Annotated in this window: 13 protein-coding genes and 1 pseudogene; 11 read left to right on the plus strand and 3 right to left on the minus strand. The window is 67.6% G+C overall.

Going from position 1 to position 17,197, the window contains the following annotated elements; all coding sequences use genetic code 11:
- Nucleotides 1-167 precede the first annotated feature (167 nt).
- The 7 genes and pseudogenes from cobN to AC4ELH_RS30480 form a co-directional block, all read left to right on the plus strand.
- Entirely contained in the window at nucleotides 168-3,818 is a 3,651-nt protein-coding gene (gene cobN, locus AC4ELH_RS30450) for a cobaltochelatase subunit CobN (protein ID WP_498888509.1), read from the plus strand.
- Nucleotides 3,819-3,915: 97 nt separating this feature from the next.
- Nucleotides 3,916-4,299, plus strand: a complete 384-nt coding sequence (locus AC4ELH_RS30455; RefSeq protein ID WP_064880948.1) for a PPOX class F420-dependent oxidoreductase — start codon at nucleotides 3,916-3,918, stop codon at nucleotides 4,297-4,299.
- Between the two features lie 5 nt (nucleotides 4,300-4,304).
- The gene (locus AC4ELH_RS30460) at nucleotides 4,305-4,733 is read left to right on the plus strand and encodes a PPOX class F420-dependent oxidoreductase (protein ID WP_448443046.1); all 429 of its coding nucleotides are present in this window, start codon (nucleotides 4,305-4,307) and stop codon (nucleotides 4,731-4,733) included.
- A gap of 6 nt (nucleotides 4,734-4,739) precedes the next feature.
- Nucleotides 4,740-5,234, plus strand: coding sequence for an FxsA family protein (locus tag AC4ELH_RS30465; RefSeq protein ID WP_064880952.1), 495 nt, complete (start codon nucleotides 4,740-4,742; stop codon nucleotides 5,232-5,234).
- Between the two features lie 16 nt (nucleotides 5,235-5,250).
- Entirely contained in the window at nucleotides 5,251-6,846 is a 1,596-nt protein-coding gene (locus tag AC4ELH_RS30470; protein ID WP_498888512.1) for an amidohydrolase, read from the plus strand.
- The gene (gene lnt / locus AC4ELH_RS30475) at nucleotides 6,836-8,737 is read left to right on the plus strand and encodes an apolipoprotein N-acyltransferase (RefSeq protein ID WP_110777041.1); all 1,902 of its coding nucleotides are present in this window, start codon (nucleotides 6,836-6,838) and stop codon (nucleotides 8,735-8,737) included. The genes AC4ELH_RS30470 and lnt overlap by 11 nt, the downstream gene beginning before the upstream one ends.
- 63 nt (nucleotides 8,738-8,800) lie before the next feature.
- Nucleotides 8,801-9,535 (plus strand): annotated as a pseudogene (locus AC4ELH_RS30480) (polyprenol monophosphomannose synthase); the annotation flags it as partial.
- Between the two features lie 81 nt (nucleotides 9,536-9,616).
- Here AC4ELH_RS30480 and AC4ELH_RS30485 read toward each other — a convergent pair.
- Nucleotides 9,617-9,955, minus strand: a complete 339-nt coding sequence (locus AC4ELH_RS30485) for an RNA polymerase-binding protein RbpA (RefSeq protein WP_064881086.1) — start codon at nucleotides 9,953-9,955, stop codon at nucleotides 9,617-9,619.
- 122 nt (nucleotides 9,956-10,077) lie between these two features.
- Here AC4ELH_RS30485 and AC4ELH_RS30490 point away from each other — a divergent pair, with 122 nt between their 5' ends.
- On the plus strand, nucleotides 10,078-10,416 hold the full coding sequence (locus AC4ELH_RS30490; protein ID WP_064880956.1) for a hypothetical protein: 339 nt from the start codon (nucleotides 10,078-10,080) through the stop codon (nucleotides 10,414-10,416).
- Here AC4ELH_RS30490 and AC4ELH_RS30495 read toward each other — a convergent pair.
- Nucleotides 10,413-11,129 carry a hypothetical protein gene (locus tag AC4ELH_RS30495; RefSeq protein ID WP_064960625.1) on the minus strand — a complete coding sequence of 239 codons (717 nt, stop codon included), beginning with the start codon at nucleotides 11,127-11,129 and terminating at the stop codon, nucleotides 10,413-10,415. The two genes, AC4ELH_RS30490 and AC4ELH_RS30495, sit on opposite strands and share 4 nt — an antisense overlap.
- Before the next feature lie 76 nt (nucleotides 11,130-11,205).
- Between AC4ELH_RS30495 and AC4ELH_RS30500 the strand changes: the two genes are divergently transcribed.
- From AC4ELH_RS30500 to AC4ELH_RS30510, 3 genes are all read left to right on the plus strand, one after another.
- Nucleotides 11,206-12,717: a carboxylesterase/lipase family protein gene (locus tag AC4ELH_RS30500; RefSeq protein ID WP_064880960.1), complete on the plus strand. Its 1,512-nt coding sequence runs from the start codon at nucleotides 11,206-11,208 to the stop codon at nucleotides 12,715-12,717.
- Nucleotides 12,718-12,781: 64 nt separating this feature from the next.
- Nucleotides 12,782-14,719: a primary-amine oxidase gene (locus AC4ELH_RS30505; protein ID WP_498888515.1), complete on the plus strand. Its 1,938-nt coding sequence runs from the start codon at nucleotides 12,782-12,784 to the stop codon at nucleotides 14,717-14,719.
- Between the two features lie 45 nt (nucleotides 14,720-14,764).
- The gene (locus tag AC4ELH_RS30510; protein WP_498888517.1) at nucleotides 14,765-16,759 is read left to right on the plus strand and encodes a DUF7064 domain-containing protein; all 1,995 of its coding nucleotides are present in this window, start codon (nucleotides 14,765-14,767) and stop codon (nucleotides 16,757-16,759) included.
- An 85-nt stretch (nucleotides 16,760-16,844) separates the two neighbouring features.
- Here the strand turns inward: AC4ELH_RS30510 and AC4ELH_RS30515 are convergent, their stop codons facing one another.
- Nucleotides 16,845-17,072, minus strand: a complete 228-nt coding sequence (locus AC4ELH_RS30515) for a DUF167 domain-containing protein (protein ID WP_448443034.1) — start codon at nucleotides 17,070-17,072, stop codon at nucleotides 16,845-16,847.
- Between the last annotated feature and the right edge of the window lie 125 nt (nucleotides 17,073-17,197).

A 17,197-nucleotide genomic window follows, 5' to 3' on the forward strand; every position in this document is an offset into this window, starting at 1 on the left:
TCGCCTTCGGTGCATTCGCCGTGCTCGTGCTGGTGCTCGTTGCGACGCCGGGCCGGCCGTACCGGCAGTCGTGGCACGACCGGTTCGGTGAAACTCAACCCTGAACGTTGCTGATCCGTACCGCACCGGCTGCCCCGATCGGGTAGCCGGTGCGGTACGAATGTGGGGTGTCCCACCCTTCTGACGCCGCCGCCGCGACCGCCGCAAACGATGCCACTACGCCCACCGTCCTGCTGCTGTCGACCTCGGACACCGATCTGATCACTGCCCGCGCCAGCGGTGCGCGGTACCGCTGGGCGAATCCGTCGCGGCTGGTCACCGGTGAGCTCGAGGAGCTCCTGGAGGGCGCCGACATCGCGGTGATCCGGATCCTCGGTGGGTACCGGGCCTGGCAGGACGGCATCGACACCGTGGTGTCGAGCGGCCTGCCCACCATCGTGGTGAGCGGTGAGCAGTCGCCCGACGCCGAGCTGATGGGGCATTCGACCGCCCCGCAGGGTGCGGCTCTGCAAACCCACATCTACCTGGCCCAGGGCGGGCTGGAGAACCTCGGGAACCTGCATTCCTTCCTGTCCGACACCTTGCTGATGACCGGATTCGGCTTCGCGGCGCCGGCGAGCACCCCGAGTTGGGGCGTCCTCGAGCGCGCCGCCACCGAGGCCGCCGGCCCGACCGTGGCAGTCCTCTATTACCGCGCCCAGCAACTCGCCGGAAACACCGGCTACGTCGAGGCATTGTGTGACGCCGTCGAGCAGGCCGGCGGCCGGGCACTGCCGGTGTTCTGCGCCTCCCTGCGCACCGCCGAACCCGAACTCCTCGAGTTGCTCGGCACCGCCGATGCGCTCGTCACCACGGTGCTCGCTGCCGGTGGCGCCACTCCGGCGACAGTCGGTGCCGGGGGTAACGACGATTCATGGAACGTCGCTCACCTTGCCGCACTGGATATTCCGATCCTGCAGGGCCTGTGCCTGACCAGTTCACGGGATCAGTGGTCGGATAACGACGACGGGATGTCGCCGCTGGACGTGGCCACCCAGGTCGCCGTTCCCGAGTTCGACGGGCGCATCATCACGGTGCCGTTCTCCTTCAAGGAGATCGACTCCGAGGGGCTGATCTCCTACGTCGCCGATCCCGAGCGCTGCGCGCGGGTGGCGGGCCTGGCCGTACGGCACGCTCGGTTGCGTGCCATCCCGGCCGCGGAAAAGCGGGTGGCGGTGATGTTTTCGGCCTATCCCACCAAGCACGCCCGCATCGGCAATGCCGTCGGTCTGGATACCCCGGCCAGCGCGGTCGCACTGCTGCGCACCATGCGCGATGCGGGTTACGACATCGGTGAGGCCACCGCACCCGGCGACCTCGCCACCATCGTCGACTCCGGCGACGGAGATGCCCTGATCCACTCGCTGATCGAGCGCGGCGGTCAGGACCCGGACTGGTTGACCGACGAGGCGCTGGCCGCCAACCCGATTCGGGTCCCGGCCAAGGATTACCGGGCCTGGTTCGCCACGCTGCCCGCCGAGCTTTCCGATGCCGTCGTCGAGCACTGGGGCCCGCCACCGGGGGAGCTGTTCGTCGACCGCAGTCGCGATCCTGACGGAGAGATCGTCATCGCGGCCATCCAGGCCGGCAACGTGGTGCTGATCGTTCAGCCGCCGCGCGGCTTCGGGGAGAACCCCGTGGCCATCTACCACGACCCCGACCTGCCGCCCAGCCACCACTACCTGGCTGCCTACCGCTGGTTGGACAAGTCGTTCCCGGGATCGTTCGGTGCGGACGCCGTGGTGCACCTGGGCAAGCACGGCAACCTGGAATGGCTGCCGGGCAAGACGCTCGGCATGAGCGCGGCCTGCGGCACCGACGCCGCCCTCGGGGACCTGCCACTGATCTACCCGTTCCTGGTCAACGATCCAGGGGAGGGCACCCAGGCCAAGCGCCGGGCGCACGCCACCCTGATCGATCACCTCATCCCGCCGATGGCTCGTGCCGAAACCTACGGCGACATCGCCAAATTGGAGCAACTGCTCGACGAGCACTCCACCGTCTCGGCCCTGGACCCGGGCAAGCTTCCGGCCATCCGCCAGCAGATCTGGACGTTGATGCGCGCCGCCAAGATGGACCACGACCTGGGCTTGGAGGACCGCCCCGACGAGGACGTCTTCGACGACATGCTGCTGCATGTCGACGGCTGGCTGTGCGAGATCAAAGACGTCCAGATCCGCGACGGCCTGCACGTGCTGGGGCAGAAGCCGAGCGGTGAGGGCGAACTCGACCTGGTGTTGGCGATCCTGCGGGCGCGGCAGCTGTTCGGCGGTGAGCAGACGGTTCCCGGGTTGCGTCAGGCGCTGGGCCTGACCGAGGACGGCAGTGACGACCGCGCGGCCGTCGACGCCGCCGAGGCCGGTGCCCGCGGGTTGGTGGCCGCACTGCAGGAATCCGGTTGGGACGCTTCTGCGGTGGACCGCATCACCGACAATCCCGAGGTGGCCCGCATCCTGCGGTTCGCCGCGACCGAGGTGGTGCCCCGGTTGGCCGGCACGGCTTGCGAGATCGACCAGGTGCTGCGCGCACTGGCCGGCGGCTTCATCGCCTCCGGGCCGTCCGGCTCGCCGTTGCGCGGCCTGGTCAACGTGCTGCCCACGGGGCGCAACTTCTACTCGGTGGACCCCAAGGCGGTTCCGTCGCGGCTGGCGTGGGAAACCGGTGTGGCGATGGCGGATTCACTTCTGGACCGCTACCGGACCGACTACGGTCGCTGGCCGCAATCGGTCGGGCTGTCGGTGTGGGGCACCTCGGCCATGCGCACCGCCGGCGACGACATCGCCGAAGTGCTCGCACTGCTGGGAGTGCGGCCGGTGTGGGACGACGCGTCCCGCCGCGTGGTCAACCTGGAGCCGATCGACCTGGCAGAACTCGGCCGGCCGCGCATCGACGTCACGGTGCGGATCTCGGGCTTCTTCCGCGACGCCTTCCCTCACGTGGTCACCATGCTGGACGACGCCGTGGCGTTGGTGGCCGGCCTCGACGAGTCAGCCGAGGACAACTACGTGCGCGCCCACTCGCAGGCCGACCTGGCCGAACACGGTGATCAAAGACGAGCCACCACAAGAATTTTCGGCTCCAAGTCGGGAACCTACGGGGCCGGTCTGCTGCAGCTGATCGACAGCCGCAACTGGCGCGACGACGCCGATCTGGCCGAGGTGTACACCGCCTGGGGCGGATTCGCTTACGGTCGCGGACTCGACGGAGCCCCCGCCGCCGATGACATGAACCGGGCCTACCGGCGAATCGCGGTGGCGGCCAAGAACACCGACACCCGCGAACACGACATCGCCGACTCCGACGACTACTTCCAGTACCACGGCGGGATGGTCGCCACTGTGCGGGCACTGACCGGACAGGCCCCGGCGGCCTACATCGGTGACAACACCCGCCCCGATGCCGTCCGCACCCGGACGCTGTCGGAGGAGACCAACCGCGTGTTCCGGGCCCGGGTGGTCAACCCGCGGTGGATCACCGCGATGCGCCGGCACGGCTACAAGGGCGCCTTCGAGATGGCGGCCACGGTCGACTATCTCTTCGGCTACGACGCCACCGCGCATGTGATGGCCGACTGGATGTACGAACGGCTCTCGGCCGAGTACGTACTCGACGACGAGAACCGCAAGTTCATGTCCGAATCCAATCCGTGGGCGCTGCACGGCATGGCCGAACGGCTGCTCGAGGCTGCGGGGCGTGGCATGTGGGCCCAACCCGAGCAGGCCACCCTCGACGGGCTCCGGCAGGTGCTGCTGGAAACCGAAGGCGACCTCGAGGGCTGACCGCGCTGACTCTGCGTCCAGGGCGCACCGTTCTCGCACATTTGCGCCCTGTTCGCAGAATCAACGTCCGCTGACCTGTTGGCTTAGATTGGGCAGCATGGCTCTCACCTTCGCCGATGTCGCCAAGGCCAACTACGTTCTGCTGACCACGTTCACCAAGGACGGGCGGCCCAAGCCGACCGCCATCTGGGCCGCGCCGTCACCGGACGGACTGGTGGTGATCACCCAGGAGTCGTCCTGGAAGGTCAAACGGATCCGCAACACGCCGCGGGTCACCGTGGCGGCGTGTGACGTGCGCGGCAATCCGAAGAGCGAGGCGGTCGAGGCCGTCGCCGAGATCCTGCCCAAATCGGCCAACGGCGCCACCTACGACGCGATCGGCAAGCGGTACGGCCTGCTGGGCAAGACGTTCAACGTGTTCTCCAAGCTGCGCGGCGGCATGCAGAACAATGTTTCGCTTCTGCTCAAACCGGTGAATTGAGTCCCATGGCACCGACCTTCGAGGACGTTTACCGGGAGAAGTACCTGCTGCTGACCACCTTCACCAAGACAGGCAAGCCCAAGCCGACCGCGGTGTGGGGCGTCCCGGACGGTGACAAGTTGCTGATCATCACCGATGACGGATCGTGGAAGACCAAGCGCATCAACAACACCCCGCGGGTCACGATCCAGAAATGCGGTGTGCTCGGCGCCCCGAAGGGTGATCCGGTGGAGGCGGTGGCCAGTAACCTGCCGAAGTCCGAGACCCGGCGGGTGTTCGACGCGATCGTCAAGCGGTACTGGAACCACGCCTGGTACTTCGTGCCACGGGCCCTGTTGCGCGGCGGCATCGACAAGGTGCACAGCGCCATCGAGGTACGTGCCGTCGACGCACCGGCACCCGATCAGGAACCGAACCGCCCGTCCGATCGTTGACCTGGCATGGCAAAGCGGCTGTTTCTGATCTATCTCCTCTTGGAGGTTGCCGTGATGGTCGCCCTGGTGGCGACCATCGGGTTCGGCTACACCGTGCTGTTGCTGCTGGCCTCGTTCGTGATCGGGCTGGTGTTGGCGGGTTCGCAGCTCAACCGGCACATCCGCCGGTTGCGCGCGGGCCTTTCGGGTGGCCTGTCCGATCCCCAGGGAGCGGTGTCCGACAGCCTGCTGGTGGCGCTGGGCACCGTGTTGGTGGTGATTCCCGGACTGGCCAGCTCGGTCGCCGGCGCACTGTTGCTGTTGCCCCCCACGCGGGCAGCCGCACGGCCGGTGCTCACCGGCCTGGTCGCCCGGCGAGTGCCGCTCATCGTCGCCGCCCCGGTTGGTTTCGGCGCAGCGACCGGTGCCGCCGGTTTTCGACGGGGCACGGGCGACTACATTGACGGCGAAGTAATCGACGTCAACGACGTCGATCCGTACCGTCTGCCTCCCAAGGCCTGACCGCCAGCCGAAAAGCTTGACCACTCTCCTGATCAACGGGCGTATCCACAGCCCCAGCTATCCCGACGCGACGGCATTCGCCGTGCGCGGCGGGGTAGTGGCGTGGCTGGGGACCGACGACGTCGGCCGGTCACAGTTTCCCGATGCCGAGGTCGTCGACCTCGACGGCGGGTTCGTCGCCCCGGCGTTCGTCGACAGCCACGTCCACCTGACCGCCACCGGGCTGAATCTGCGAGGCCTGGACTTGCGTGGGGCCACCTCGTTGGCACAGTGCCTGCAATTGGTCGGTGACTATGCCCGCCGGAATCCCGAGGGGGCGGTGTGGGGACACGGTTGGGACGAGTCGGGCTGGCCGGAGCGCACGGGCCCGAGCACCGACGATCTCGACGCGGTGCTGGGCGACCGGCCCGCCTATCTGGCCCGGGTGGACGTGCATTCCGCCGCCGCCACCACAGCGCTGCGCCGGTTGGCGCCCGCGCTGCCCGAGGCCGTCGGGTTCGATCCGCAGCGCCCGCTGAGCGCCGAGGCGCATCACCTGGTGCGCGCCGCTGCGCGTGAACAGCTCACCGCGCAGCAACGACACGACGCCCGCCTCGCGGCGCTCGACCACGCTGCCGGGATGGGGATTGCCGCGGTCCACGAATGCGCGGGCCCGCAGATCGGCGGGCTGGTGGACTGGCAGGAGCTGCGCGCGCTGGAGCACGGAGTAGAGGTCGTCGGATATTGGGGCGAGCCGGCCCGCGACGCCGAACATGCCCGCCACCTGATTGCCGAGACCGGCGCGCGGGGCCTGGCCGGGGACCTGTTCGTCGACGGCGCCCTCGGCTCGCGCACCGCGTGGCTGCACGAGCCGTACCACGACGCACCCCACACCTGCGGCAATTCCTATCTCGACGTCAGTGCCATCACCACACATCTGCAGGCGTGCACGGAGGCCGGAATCCCGGCTGGGTTCCACGTGATCGGCGATGCCGCGGTCGCCGCGGTCGTCGAGGGATTCGAGGCTGTGGCGCAGCGGCTGGGCGGCCCGGCCGTGGCCCGCTGCGGTCACCGTCTGGAGCATCTGGAGATGGTCAACGCCGAGCAGGCCGCCCAGTTGGGGGCCTGGGGCGTGATGGCCAGCATGCAACCCAACTTCGATGCCCTGTGGGGTGGCGAAGAAGACATGTACGCCCAGCGTCTCGGGCTTGACCGAGTTCACCGGCTCAACCCGTTTGCGCTGTTAGCATCCGAAGGCGTGCCCCTTGCGTTCGGCTCAGACACCCCGGTCACCAGCATGAATCCCTGGCAGACCGTGCGTGCGGCGGTGTCGCACCGCAGCGCAGGCAGCGCCATTTCGGCTCGTGCAGCGTTCGCTGCGGCCACCCGTGGGGGCTGGCGGGCCGGTGGGGTCCGCGATGGTGTCACCGGGACGCTGACACCCGGCGCTGCTGCCAGTTATGCGGTGTGGGATGCCGACGATCTTGAGGTCAGCGCGCCGGCCAACGCCGTCCAGCGTTGGTCCACAGATCCGCGGTCACGCGTACCCGCACTGCCGCGGCTGGCCGCCGATGCGGACCTGCCGCGCTGTCGTCAGACCGTCCACCGGGGTGTCGTCATTCATGGGCAGTGAGCGTCCCCGAGACCGATCCGAGCGCTCCCGGGCGCCGCGGCCGGATGGCTTGGGCCGCCCGCGGCCCAACGAGACCACCGACGTGATCCCGGCCATCGAGGAAGACGAACTCGCTGAACTCGACGCACTCGACGACGAGTCCTTCGGCGAACTGGATGAGGACGTCACCGGCGATCCGGTGGCCGACATCGATCCCGACGACGAACCCGAGGAGCGCGAGTACCGCCTCACCGCGGCGGGCACGCCTGATCGCTGGTCCGTGGTGACCGTGCGGGCGTCGCGGTTCGGCCGCGCCGCCGCGGCGCGGTGGGCGCAGTTGAGCGCCTCGGTGGGCGGCGGACTCGGGTTGTGCCTGAGCTACCCACCCACCGGCTGGTGGTGGGCGGCCTTCGTCGGGCTGGCGTTGATCGGCTGGGTGCTGACCCTCCGGTCCACTACCCTCGCCGGCGGCTTCGGCTACGGATTCCTGTTCGGGTTGGCCTTCTACATCCCGCTACTGCCGTGGATCAGCGGTCTGGTCGGCGCGATGCCCTGGCTGGCACTGGCCGCCATGGAGGCCGTGTTCTGCGGGATCTTCGGTCTGTCGGCGGTCGTGGTCAGGCGATTGCCCGGATGGCCGTTGTGGTTCGCGGCGCTGTGGAGTACCCAGGAGTGGCTCAAATCGACTGTGCCGTTCGGCGGATTTCCCTGGGGCGTGGTCGGATTCGGCCAGACCAACGGACCACTGCTCGCCATCGCGCGCTGGGGCGGCGCCCCGCTCCTGTCGTTCGCGGTGGCGCTCGTCGGCTTCAGCGCGACGCTGCTGGCACTGGAGATCGCGCAGTGGTGGCGTCACGGGCACAAGCCGGGGTTCCCCGCGCCTGCGGTCATGTTGCCCGGTCTCAGTATCACGGTGGTGCTGCTGTCCACCGCACTGTTGTGGCCGCAGGTCCGTCATTCCGGGACCGGCGCAGGCGATGAGCAGACTGTCACCGTGGCCGCCGTTCAGGGCAATGTGCCCAGGCTCGGACTGGAGTTCAACGCCCAGCGCCGTGCGGTGCTCGACAACCACGTGAAAGAGACGCAGCGACTGGCCGACGACGTCCGGGCGGGCAGGGCACCGCAGCCGATGTTCGTGGTCTGGCCCGAGAACGCCTCCGACATCGATCCGTTGGCCAACGCAGACGCCGCGGCGCAGGTCACCGCGGCCGCCGACGCCATCGGCGCGCCGATCCTCGTGGGAACCGTCACGAAGGCCGATGGGTACGCCGCGGACAACCCGGTCGCCACCAATACCGTGATCGTCTGGGATCCGGAACACGGGCCGGGGGAGCGCCACGACAAGAAGATCGTGCAGCCGTTCGGCGAGTACCTGCCGTGGCGCAGCTTCTTCAAGCACCTGTCGTCGTATGCGGACCGGGCCGGCTACTTCGTGCCGGGTGAGGGCAACGGCGTCGTGCATGCGGCGGGAGTGCCGATCGGGGTGACCACCTGCTGGGAGGTGATCTTCGACCGGGCTGCGCGGGAATCGGTGCTGAGCGGCGCGCAGGTGCTGACGGTGCCCACCAACAATGCGACGTTCGACGAGAGCATGAGTGCGCAGCAGCTGGCGTTCGGCAAACTGCGGGCCGTCGAGCACGATCGGTACGTCGTGGTCGCCGGGACCACCGGGATCAGCGCGGTGATCGCGCCCGACGGACGTGAGCTGGCTCGCACCGAGTTCTTCCAGCCCGCCTATCTGGACAGCCAGGTCAGGCTGAAAACCGAGCTGACACCCGCCACCGAGTGGGGGCCGGCTTTGCAGGTGGCGCTGGTCACGATTGGATTTGGGGCGTTGCTCGCCGCAATACTGCACAATGGAGGGTTCGTGCAAAGAATGAGGCGTCGCACCGGCGAAGGCCCGCGACGATGAAGGAGCCACATGACAGTCCCTGGTGACGGAGCGAAGCGGCCGGGGGAATCCAGCCCTCGCCGGGACGGTGAACGCCCGAGTCAGCGCACCCTGGTGATCATTCCCACCTACAACGAGCGGGAGAATCTGCCGCTGATCGTCGGGCGTGTTCATCACGCCAGCCCCGAGGTGCACATCCTGGTGGTCGACGACGGCAGCCCCGACGGCACCGGCAAGCTGGCCGATGAATTGGCCTTGGCCGACCCGGATCGTGTGCACGTGATGCACCGGACCAGCAAAGCGGGTCTGGGTGCGGCCTATCTGGCCGGCTTTGCCTGGGGGCTGGGCCGCGGGTACTCGGTCCTGGTCGAGATGGACGCCGACGGCAGTCACGCGCCGGAGGAATTGAGCCGGCTGCTGGACGCGGTCGACGCCGGTGCGGACCTGGCCATCGGTTCGCGCTATGTCTCCGGCGGCACGGTACGCAACTGGCCCGTTCGGCGGCTGGTGCTGTCCAAGACCGCCAATACCTACTCCCGGTTGCTGCTGGGTGTCGGTATCCACGACATCACCGCCGGCTACCGCGCGTACCGGCGGGAGGTGCTGGAGAAGATCGACCTGTCCGCGGTGGACTCCAAGGGTTACTGCTTCCAGATCGACCTGACCTGGCGTGCGATCAACAACGGCTTCAAGGTGGTCGAGGTGCCCATCACGTTTACCGAACGTGAGCTCGGGGTCTCCAAGATGAGTGGCTCGAACATCCGCGAGGCGATGTTCAAGGTCGCGGAGTGGGGTATCCGCGGGCGCCTGGACCGCGCCAGGGGCGTGGTGCGCAGCTAGGCGGCGACGAAAAAACCGCGGCCATGCCCACTAGGGCATGGCCGCGGTTTTTTATCGGGTTCAGCTACCGCGACGCTTGGTCTTGATGAGGTCGAGGCGCTCCTTGAGCAGTTCTTCGAGCTCCTCGACGGAGCGGCGCTCCAGCAGCATGTCCCAGTGGGTACGCGGCGGCTTGACCTTCTTGGGCTCCGGCACGTCGCCGTCGATCAGGGTGCCCTCCATGCCGTTCTTGCAGGGCCAGGTGCCGGGAATCTCGGCGTCGTCGGCGAACGGGACGTCGAATATCTCACCGTTGTCGGTGCGGTAGCGCGCGACCTGACGCGGCGCCAGGTCATGGTTGCGGTCGGTCTCGTAGCTCACGGCTCCGAGGCGACTGCCTCTCAGGACGCGATCAGCCATCGTCAACACTCCTTGTTCGGCGTTTGTCCGGATGTATCAACGCAGCACGGCGTTGCGAAGTTCCCGACTCGACCATCGATGATACGCGGGTCGCGGCGTCGGGCAGTCTACAGTCGGGACCCATGGCGCACCACCACCGAAAGAATCGTCCGCAACCCTGTCGGTGGTGTGGTCGTGAGGTCGCCGATGCGCAGATGGGCCGGCGTCGCCAGTATTGCAGGCAATCCTGCCGGCAGCGAGCCTACGAACAGCGCGCGATGGTGAAAGGCACCTCGCTGGCCCCGGATTCGGTGGTGCTCTCCGCGGACGAGGCCGCCCAGCTGTCCGACCGGGTGTATCAGGTCCGGTGTGCGGCCGAGGATGTCGCGATCGCGGTGGACGAGGGTGCCGCAGCCGACGAGCTGCGACAGTTGTGTGACGCGTTGCTACAGGCCGCGAAGGCTGCCGACGGCTGGCGCTAGTCGGGCGGGCAGCTGAGCTGACGCCCGACGCCCACCGGCGGTGGGACCGGCTTGAGACAGCCCAACGGTTCGACGCCCGACGAGTTCAGCAGCACCGCGGACTGGTGCGCGTAGTTGACGCACACCAGGGTGGTGTCGTCGGCGCGGCACCGGTAGTCGCCGAAGGCCAGTGACTTGCCCGCGGCCAGTTCCGCGCCGTCCCCGTAGTTGAACCGGCCCGGATCTCCGTGCAGCGAGCCGATATCCACGGTCTCCCCGCCGAAATCCACCCAGCCGGGAATCCACTGACCCTCGACGTCCGACGGCTTCGAGGGGAGGCCGCTGGCCTGGATGAGGCACGCCAATTGGCCTTCGGCCATCTTGTCGGTGGCGCAGCGGGCCTTGCCCGAAGGAGCGACGAACGCGACATCGTCACCCAGATTGGTGGATTGACCTTCGCGCGTTGCCGTATGGAAGCCCGACGGGTCGGCCGGGGTGCCCGCCTCGACCCACTTGATCACCCGGTTCATCGGGGTACCCGGATCCGGCGCCGTGGTGGGCAGCGGCGAGGTGGTGGTCGTGGTGGTTGTGGTGATCTTGGTGTGCGGGGCGCCGGCCGGCATCGACATCCGGGGCTGCGAGTTCGGCTGCGTCTCGTGCCCCCCTCCCGGTGAGCAGGCCGCCACGAGCGCCGCCAAAAGCACAGCAGCCCCAACAGTCACAGCGATTCGCATACCCGCAAGGCTAGCGGTCGCATGCCACGCCCACCGCGTGTCCGCCCCCACTGGTGTTGTTCGATACGGTCGGTCTATGCACGAGCGGACTGTCCGGGCAAAGATCAGTACCGGCATCGTCGAGGGGTTCACGCGTGACGGCGTACATCGTTGGCGTTCCATCCCTTACGCCAAACCGCCGGTCGGGCCGCTGCGCCTGCGGGCACCCGAGCCTGCCGAGCCATGGCCGGGTGTGCGCTATTGCCACGGGTTCGGTTACTGCGCGCCCCAGCAACGCCGGTACACGCTCGTCGGTGTGGGCAAGCACCAGCCGATGAGCGAGGACTGCCTGACCCTCAACGTGGTGGCGCCGGAAAAGCCGAACTCCGACGGTCCGCTGCCGGTGATGTTCTTCGTGCACGGCGGTGGCTACATCATGGGCAGTTCGGCCACGCCCGTCTACGACGGTGCTGCGCTCGCTCGCCGCGGTTGTGTGTTCGTCTCGGTCAACTACCGGCTGGGGATGCTCGGCTGCGTCGAACTGTCGTCGCTGGCGACTCCCGACCATCCGATCGAGGACAACCTGTTCCTGCGTGATCTGGTGCTGGCCCTGCGTTGGGTCCGCGACAACGTGGCGGTGTTCGGCGGAGACCCCGACAACGTGACGATCTTCGGTGAGAGTGCGGGCGCCCACGCGGTCGCGACACTGCTCGCGGTGCCGGAGGCCGAAGGACTGTTCGCTCAGGTGATCTCGGAGAGCCCGGCCAGCGGGATGGTCAGCTCCATGGATGCCGCGGCCCGGCTCGCGGATCAGCTCGCCGAATTGGTCAGTCCCGATGGGGGATCGGCGGCTGCCGCACTCATGTCCGCCAGGCCCGCGGACCTGGGCCGGGCGCTGGAATCACTGATCATGCGTGGACAGACGGACATGCCGGGGGCGTTTCCGGTCGGCCCGACATTCGGCACGGAGTATCTGCCGGTCGATCCGGTGACGGCGATGGCCGAGGGCAGTGCCCACCGGGTGCCGTTGATCGTCGGCAACAACGCCGACGAGGGCCGGCTGTTCACCCGGTTCCTCCCGCTGCTGCCGACCAATGAGCCGATGATCGAAAAGTTGTTCGCCCGTACCGATCCCGAGGACCGCCGTCGGATCGTCGCGGCCTACCCGGACTATCCGAGCAGCGCGGCCTGTGTGCGCCTCGGTGGTGATTTCGCGTTCGCCTCGGCCACCTGGCAGATCGCCGAGGCGCACAGCAAGCATGCACCGACCTACGTGTACCGCTACGATTACGCGCCCCGCACCCTGCATTGGGCGGGGCTCGGAGCGACGCACGCGATGGAACTGCTGGCCGTCTTCGACACGTACCACACGACTTACGGCGCGCTGCTGACCGCCGTGGGTGATCGCACGTCGGCCCGGCGGGTCAGCCGAGACGTGCAGCGCCGGTGGCGCGAGTTCAGCCGGTCCGGCGAGCCGGGCCCGGGCTGGCCGGCCTATGACAGCGATGACCGCGCGGTGTTCGTATTCGACCGCAGGCCCCGCGTCGAATACGACCCGCGGTCGGTGCGACGCCGGGCCTGGGAAGGGTTCACCCTCGCCGAGCGCTGAGTTCGTCTGATCCACTCTGAGCGATTCGCTGCACGGAATCCTCCGGTGTGGTTGCGTATTTGACGTGGATTACCCCTTGGATCCGCTGTCCGCCGACGAGTTTCGTGCGGTAGCGGCGATATTGCGGCGTGAGCGCGGAGTGGGTGCGGGCTGGCGGGTTGCCTCGGTGGAACTCGTCGAGCCGTCCAAGGTCGAATTGGCCGCGTTCGACGGTGGTGGTGCTGCTCCAGCCCGGCGCGCGGCCGTGATCTGCCTGGAGCGGACGGCCAACGCCACGTACAAGGGCGTCGTGTCGCTGACCGACGACCGGGTCGAGAACTTCGACCATGTTCCGGGTGTCCAGGCCAATTTCACCGTCGACGAGTTCGTCGAATGCGACGAGGTGCTGCGCCGGCACCCCGACGTGATCGCCGCCCTGGCCCGACGCGGCATCACCGACCTCGACAACGTCTTCATGGACACCTGGACCTACGGCGACGCCGTCGCGCCACCCGAATATCGTGACCGGCGGATCGGCTGGTCGGACACCTGGTACAAGCAGGCCGCCGGCGCCAATCCATACGCGCACCCGGTCAGCGGTCTCCATTGCGTGATCGACATCAACAGCATGGAAGTGCTGCGGGTCGAAGATGACGGCAGCGCCGAAAAGCCCGACGTGATGGGTGAATACGTGCCGCGACACATCCCGGAACGGATCCGGGCGGCATCGCGCCGGGACCCGCTCAAGCCGCTCGACATCACGCAGCCCGACGGCCCCTCGTTCACCGTGGACGGCAACCTGCTGCGGTGGCAGAACTGGTCGCTGCGGATCGGGTTCAACCATCGTGAGGGCATGACCCTGCACACCGTGCGGTACCGCGACGGCGACGTGGATCGTTCGGTGGCACACCGGATGTCGTTCGCCGAGATGGTGGTGCCGTACCGAGATTCCTCGGTCGATCACTACCGGCGCACAGCGTTCGACATCGGCGAGTGGGGTCTGGGATTCATGACCACCTCGCTGGAGCTCGGCTGCGACTGCCTCGGTGAGATCCGTTATCTGGACGCGGTACTGCACAACAGCAGCGGTGAGCCGTACACCATCACCAACGCGATCTGCATCCACGAGGAAGACAACGCCGTGCTGTGGAAGCACGTCGACCACGACGCGGGTGCCGAGGTACGTCGGATGCGCAGACTCACACTGTCTTTCCACGTCACCGTCGCCAACTACGAATATCTGGTGTACTGGCGGCTGTACCAGGACGGCAACATCGAGTGCGAGGTCCGCGCCACCGGGATCATGGTCACCACACCGTTTTCGGCCGGGCCGACGCCGAAGAACGGCACGCTGGTTGACGAGCGCACCTACGCGCCGTTCCATCAGCACTTCCTGATCGCCCGGTTGGATCTGGATGTCGACGGCACCGACAACACGGTCTACATGACCGAGTCGTACGCAGAACCCATCAGCCCGGACAATCCGTACGGCCTGTCACTGGTGGTGCGCAATCAGGCGCTGCGCACCGAGCAGGAGGGCAGACAGGACGTCAACTTTGCCACCCAGCGGGCCTGGAAGGTGGTCAATACCAACGTCGTCAACGGCCTGGGGACCCATCCGTCGTACAAGCTGGTTCCCACCGGTGCGATCCCGGCGATGTTCGACCCCGCCTCGCCGGTGATTCAGCGCGCCAATGTCATCGCCCACACGCTGTGGGTGACCCCCAACCAGCCGGACGAGCGCTGGCCGGCGGGGGAGTTCGTCAACCAGTCGGTGGCCGATACCGGGTTGGGTGAGTGGACGAAGGCCGACCGGTCGATCGACAACACCGACGTGGTGCTGTGGTACGTGTTCGGCATCCACCACATCACCCGTCCGGAGGACTGGCCGGTGATGCCGGTGGACGTGGTGTCGTTCTGGCTCAAGCCGTTCGGGTTCTTCGACCGCAACCCGGCCCTGGATGTGGCGCCCACCCCGCCGGACGCCTGTGCCCATGGTCATGCCAAGGCGGCACACCATTAGTTGACACCTGTCATGTGTGATCCGGAACACTGCTAGGTTGCCTGTGTGCAACCGACTCAGACAGCCCTACTCGACCGCCCCGAAGACCTGACCTGTGACTGGCTGACCGCTGCCCTCGGTGCCGGCCAAGTCAGCGCATTCACTTTCGAGCGGATCGGCACCGGCCAGATGAGCGAGTGCTACCGCGTCGCGCTGAGCTACGCCGGCGACGCCGCCGGGCCCGCCTCGGTGGTGCTCAAGGTGGCCGCCACCGATCCCAACAGCCGCCGGACCGGGCTGTCCCTGGGACTTTACGAGCGCGAGGTGCGGTTCTACACCGACATCGCGCCCGCCCTGGTGCCCGGGCCCGTGGCACCGTGCTACCACGCCGCGATCGACACCCAGACCGGTGCCTTCGATCTGCTGCTCGGCGATGCGGTTCCCGCTGTGGTGGGTGACGAGATCCGCGGCGCCACAGCCGAACAGGCCGCCGTGGCGCTCACCGAGCTCGGTCGCGTGCACGGGTCGAAGGCCGGCGCCGAGGCCCTGGACCAGGCTGAATGGCTCAATCGTGAGGCACCGGTCAACCAGGCGCTGATTTCGGGTCTGTACGCGGCCTTCGTCGAGCGGTACGCGGGGCAGATCACGCCGGAGCAGCGCCACGTATGCGAACGACTCGTCGAGAGTTTCGACGCCTACCTGGCCGACGAAGGCGCTTCCGAGCGGCCTCAGGGTCTGGTGCACGGCGACTATCGACTCGACAACATGCTGTTCGGCGACGCGGGTGCGGACCGGGCACTGACGGTGGTCGACTGGCAGACCGTCACCAAAGGACCGGCGTTCACCGATGTCGCCTATTTCATCGGCTGCGCCCTACCCGTCGAACAGCGCCGCGCGCACTACGACGAGCTGCTGGCGGCGTATCACCAGGCGCTGGGCTCGGACTCGGCACTTACGCTCGATCAGGTGCGCGACGGCGTGCGCCGGCAGAGTTTCTTCGGCGTGATGATGGCGATCATCTCCTCGATGCTGGTGGAACGTACCGAACGCGGCGACCACATGTTCATGACGATGCTCGACCGGCACTGCAGCCATGTTCTGGATACCGGAGCACTGGACGTCCTTGCGCCGCCCTCGGTTCCGGAGCCGTTGGTGCCCGCCGCCGAGGACGACCATCCGCACCCGCCCACCGACGAAGAGCTGTGGAACGAAAGCTGGTACTTCGACTTCACCGATCCCGCCGCGGGCTTCGGCGGTTGGGTCCGACTGGGCCTGATCCCCAACCAGGACACCGCGTGGGTCAATGTGCTGTTCTGCGGTCCGGACATGCCGACCGTGGCGCTCAACGACTTTCATGCCGTACCGGCCGAACCGGAGCTCATCAAGGGTGACGGGGTCGAGCTGAGCCTGCAACCGGTCGAACCGCTCAAGACCTACCGAGTCACGGCGTCGGGTACCGGGCAGGCTCACGATGATCCGGCGGCGCTGCTGCGCGGCGAGACCGGTCGGCCGGTTGACGTGACCATGGACCTGACCTGGACCACAGCCGGAACTCCGTACCAGTACCGCATCACGCCGCGCTATGAGATTCCCTGCACGGTCGCGGGCACGGTGACCATCGGGGAGCAGACGTTCGACATCAAGGCAGTGTCGGGTCAGCGTGATCATTCGTGGGGTGTGCGCGACTGGTGGTCGATGAATTGGGTGTGGAGTGCCATCCATCTCGACGACGGCACCCACCTGCACGGCGTGGACATCCGGATCTCCGGAATGCCACCGATCGGTATCGGCTATTCGCAGCGCGACGGTGAACCGCTCGTCGAATTGCAGTCGGTGACAGCGCAATACACGGTCGGTGCCGACGATCTGCCGGTGTCGACGACGCTGACTCTGCAGCCCGGCGACATCGAGGCGACTGTCGACATCCAGGGGCACGCGCCGGTACTGCTGGTGGCTGCGGACGGTCGCATCAGTCAGTTCCCCCGCGCCTGGGCGAAGGTTCGCACCGCCGACGGGCGTACCGGCATCGGCTGGCTGGAGTGGAACCGCAACCTGGGCTAACGCAGGCCCATTTGCACCGCGAGCGTGCGTGTCTGCTGCCCGCCGCGCCGCCTTTGAGTAGTGTTTTGCGCACGCTCGCCGGCGCTCAGCTGACCCGAAAACGCTTGAGCCGCGCAGTCGCTCCGGAGATCAACTCCACGCGGCTGCGCGGCACACCCAGATGCTGGGCAAGCAATTTGGTGACGGCGTCATTGGCCTTGCCGTCGACGGCGCGTTCTGGCACGTAGATGGTGAGAGCGTCGTCATCGGCGACCTCGACCAGCGGGCCTTTGCGGCTGCCGGGCTTGACGCGGACGACGACGGTTTCGCTCACACCGTCATCGTGACGCGAACGTGCGCAAAATGCCGCCGCGCGGCGGCGTGTCGCGGAGCAGACACGCACTCAGTGTGAATGTGGTGATGCCGCTGTTGCGGTGGTTGGGTTCTTTTCACCTGGTG

This window comes from Mycobacterium shunyiense (assembly GCF_058270075.1).

Bases quoted from the DNA above. Each gene is read 5' to 3' on its own strand.
- AC4ELH_RS30485 (WP_064881086.1), bottom strand. From the start codon at position 9,955: ATGGCTGATCGCGTCCTGAGAGGCAGTCGCCTCGGAGCCGTGAGCTAC.
- lnt (WP_110777041.1), top strand. From the start codon at position 6,836: ATGGGCAGTGAGCGTCCCCGAGACCGATCCGAGCGCTCCCGGGCGCCG.
- AC4ELH_RS30460 (WP_448443046.1), top strand. From the start codon at position 4,305: ATGGCACCGACCTTCGAGGACGTTTACCGGGAGAAGTACCTGCTGCTG.
- AC4ELH_RS30455 (WP_064880948.1), top strand. From the start codon at position 3,916: ATGGCTCTCACCTTCGCCGATGTCGCCAAGGCCAACTACGTTCTGCTG.
- AC4ELH_RS30500 (WP_064880960.1), top strand. From the start codon at position 11,206: ATGCACGAGCGGACTGTCCGGGCAAAGATCAGTACCGGCATCGTCGAG.
- AC4ELH_RS30490 (WP_064880956.1), top strand. From the start codon at position 10,078: ATGGCGCACCACCACCGAAAGAATCGTCCGCAACCCTGTCGGTGGTGT.
- AC4ELH_RS30495 (WP_064960625.1), bottom strand. From the start codon at position 11,129: ATGCGAATCGCTGTGACTGTTGGGGCTGCTGTGCTTTTGGCGGCGCTC.
- AC4ELH_RS30465 (WP_064880952.1), top strand. From the start codon at position 4,740: ATGGCAAAGCGGCTGTTTCTGATCTATCTCCTCTTGGAGGTTGCCGTG.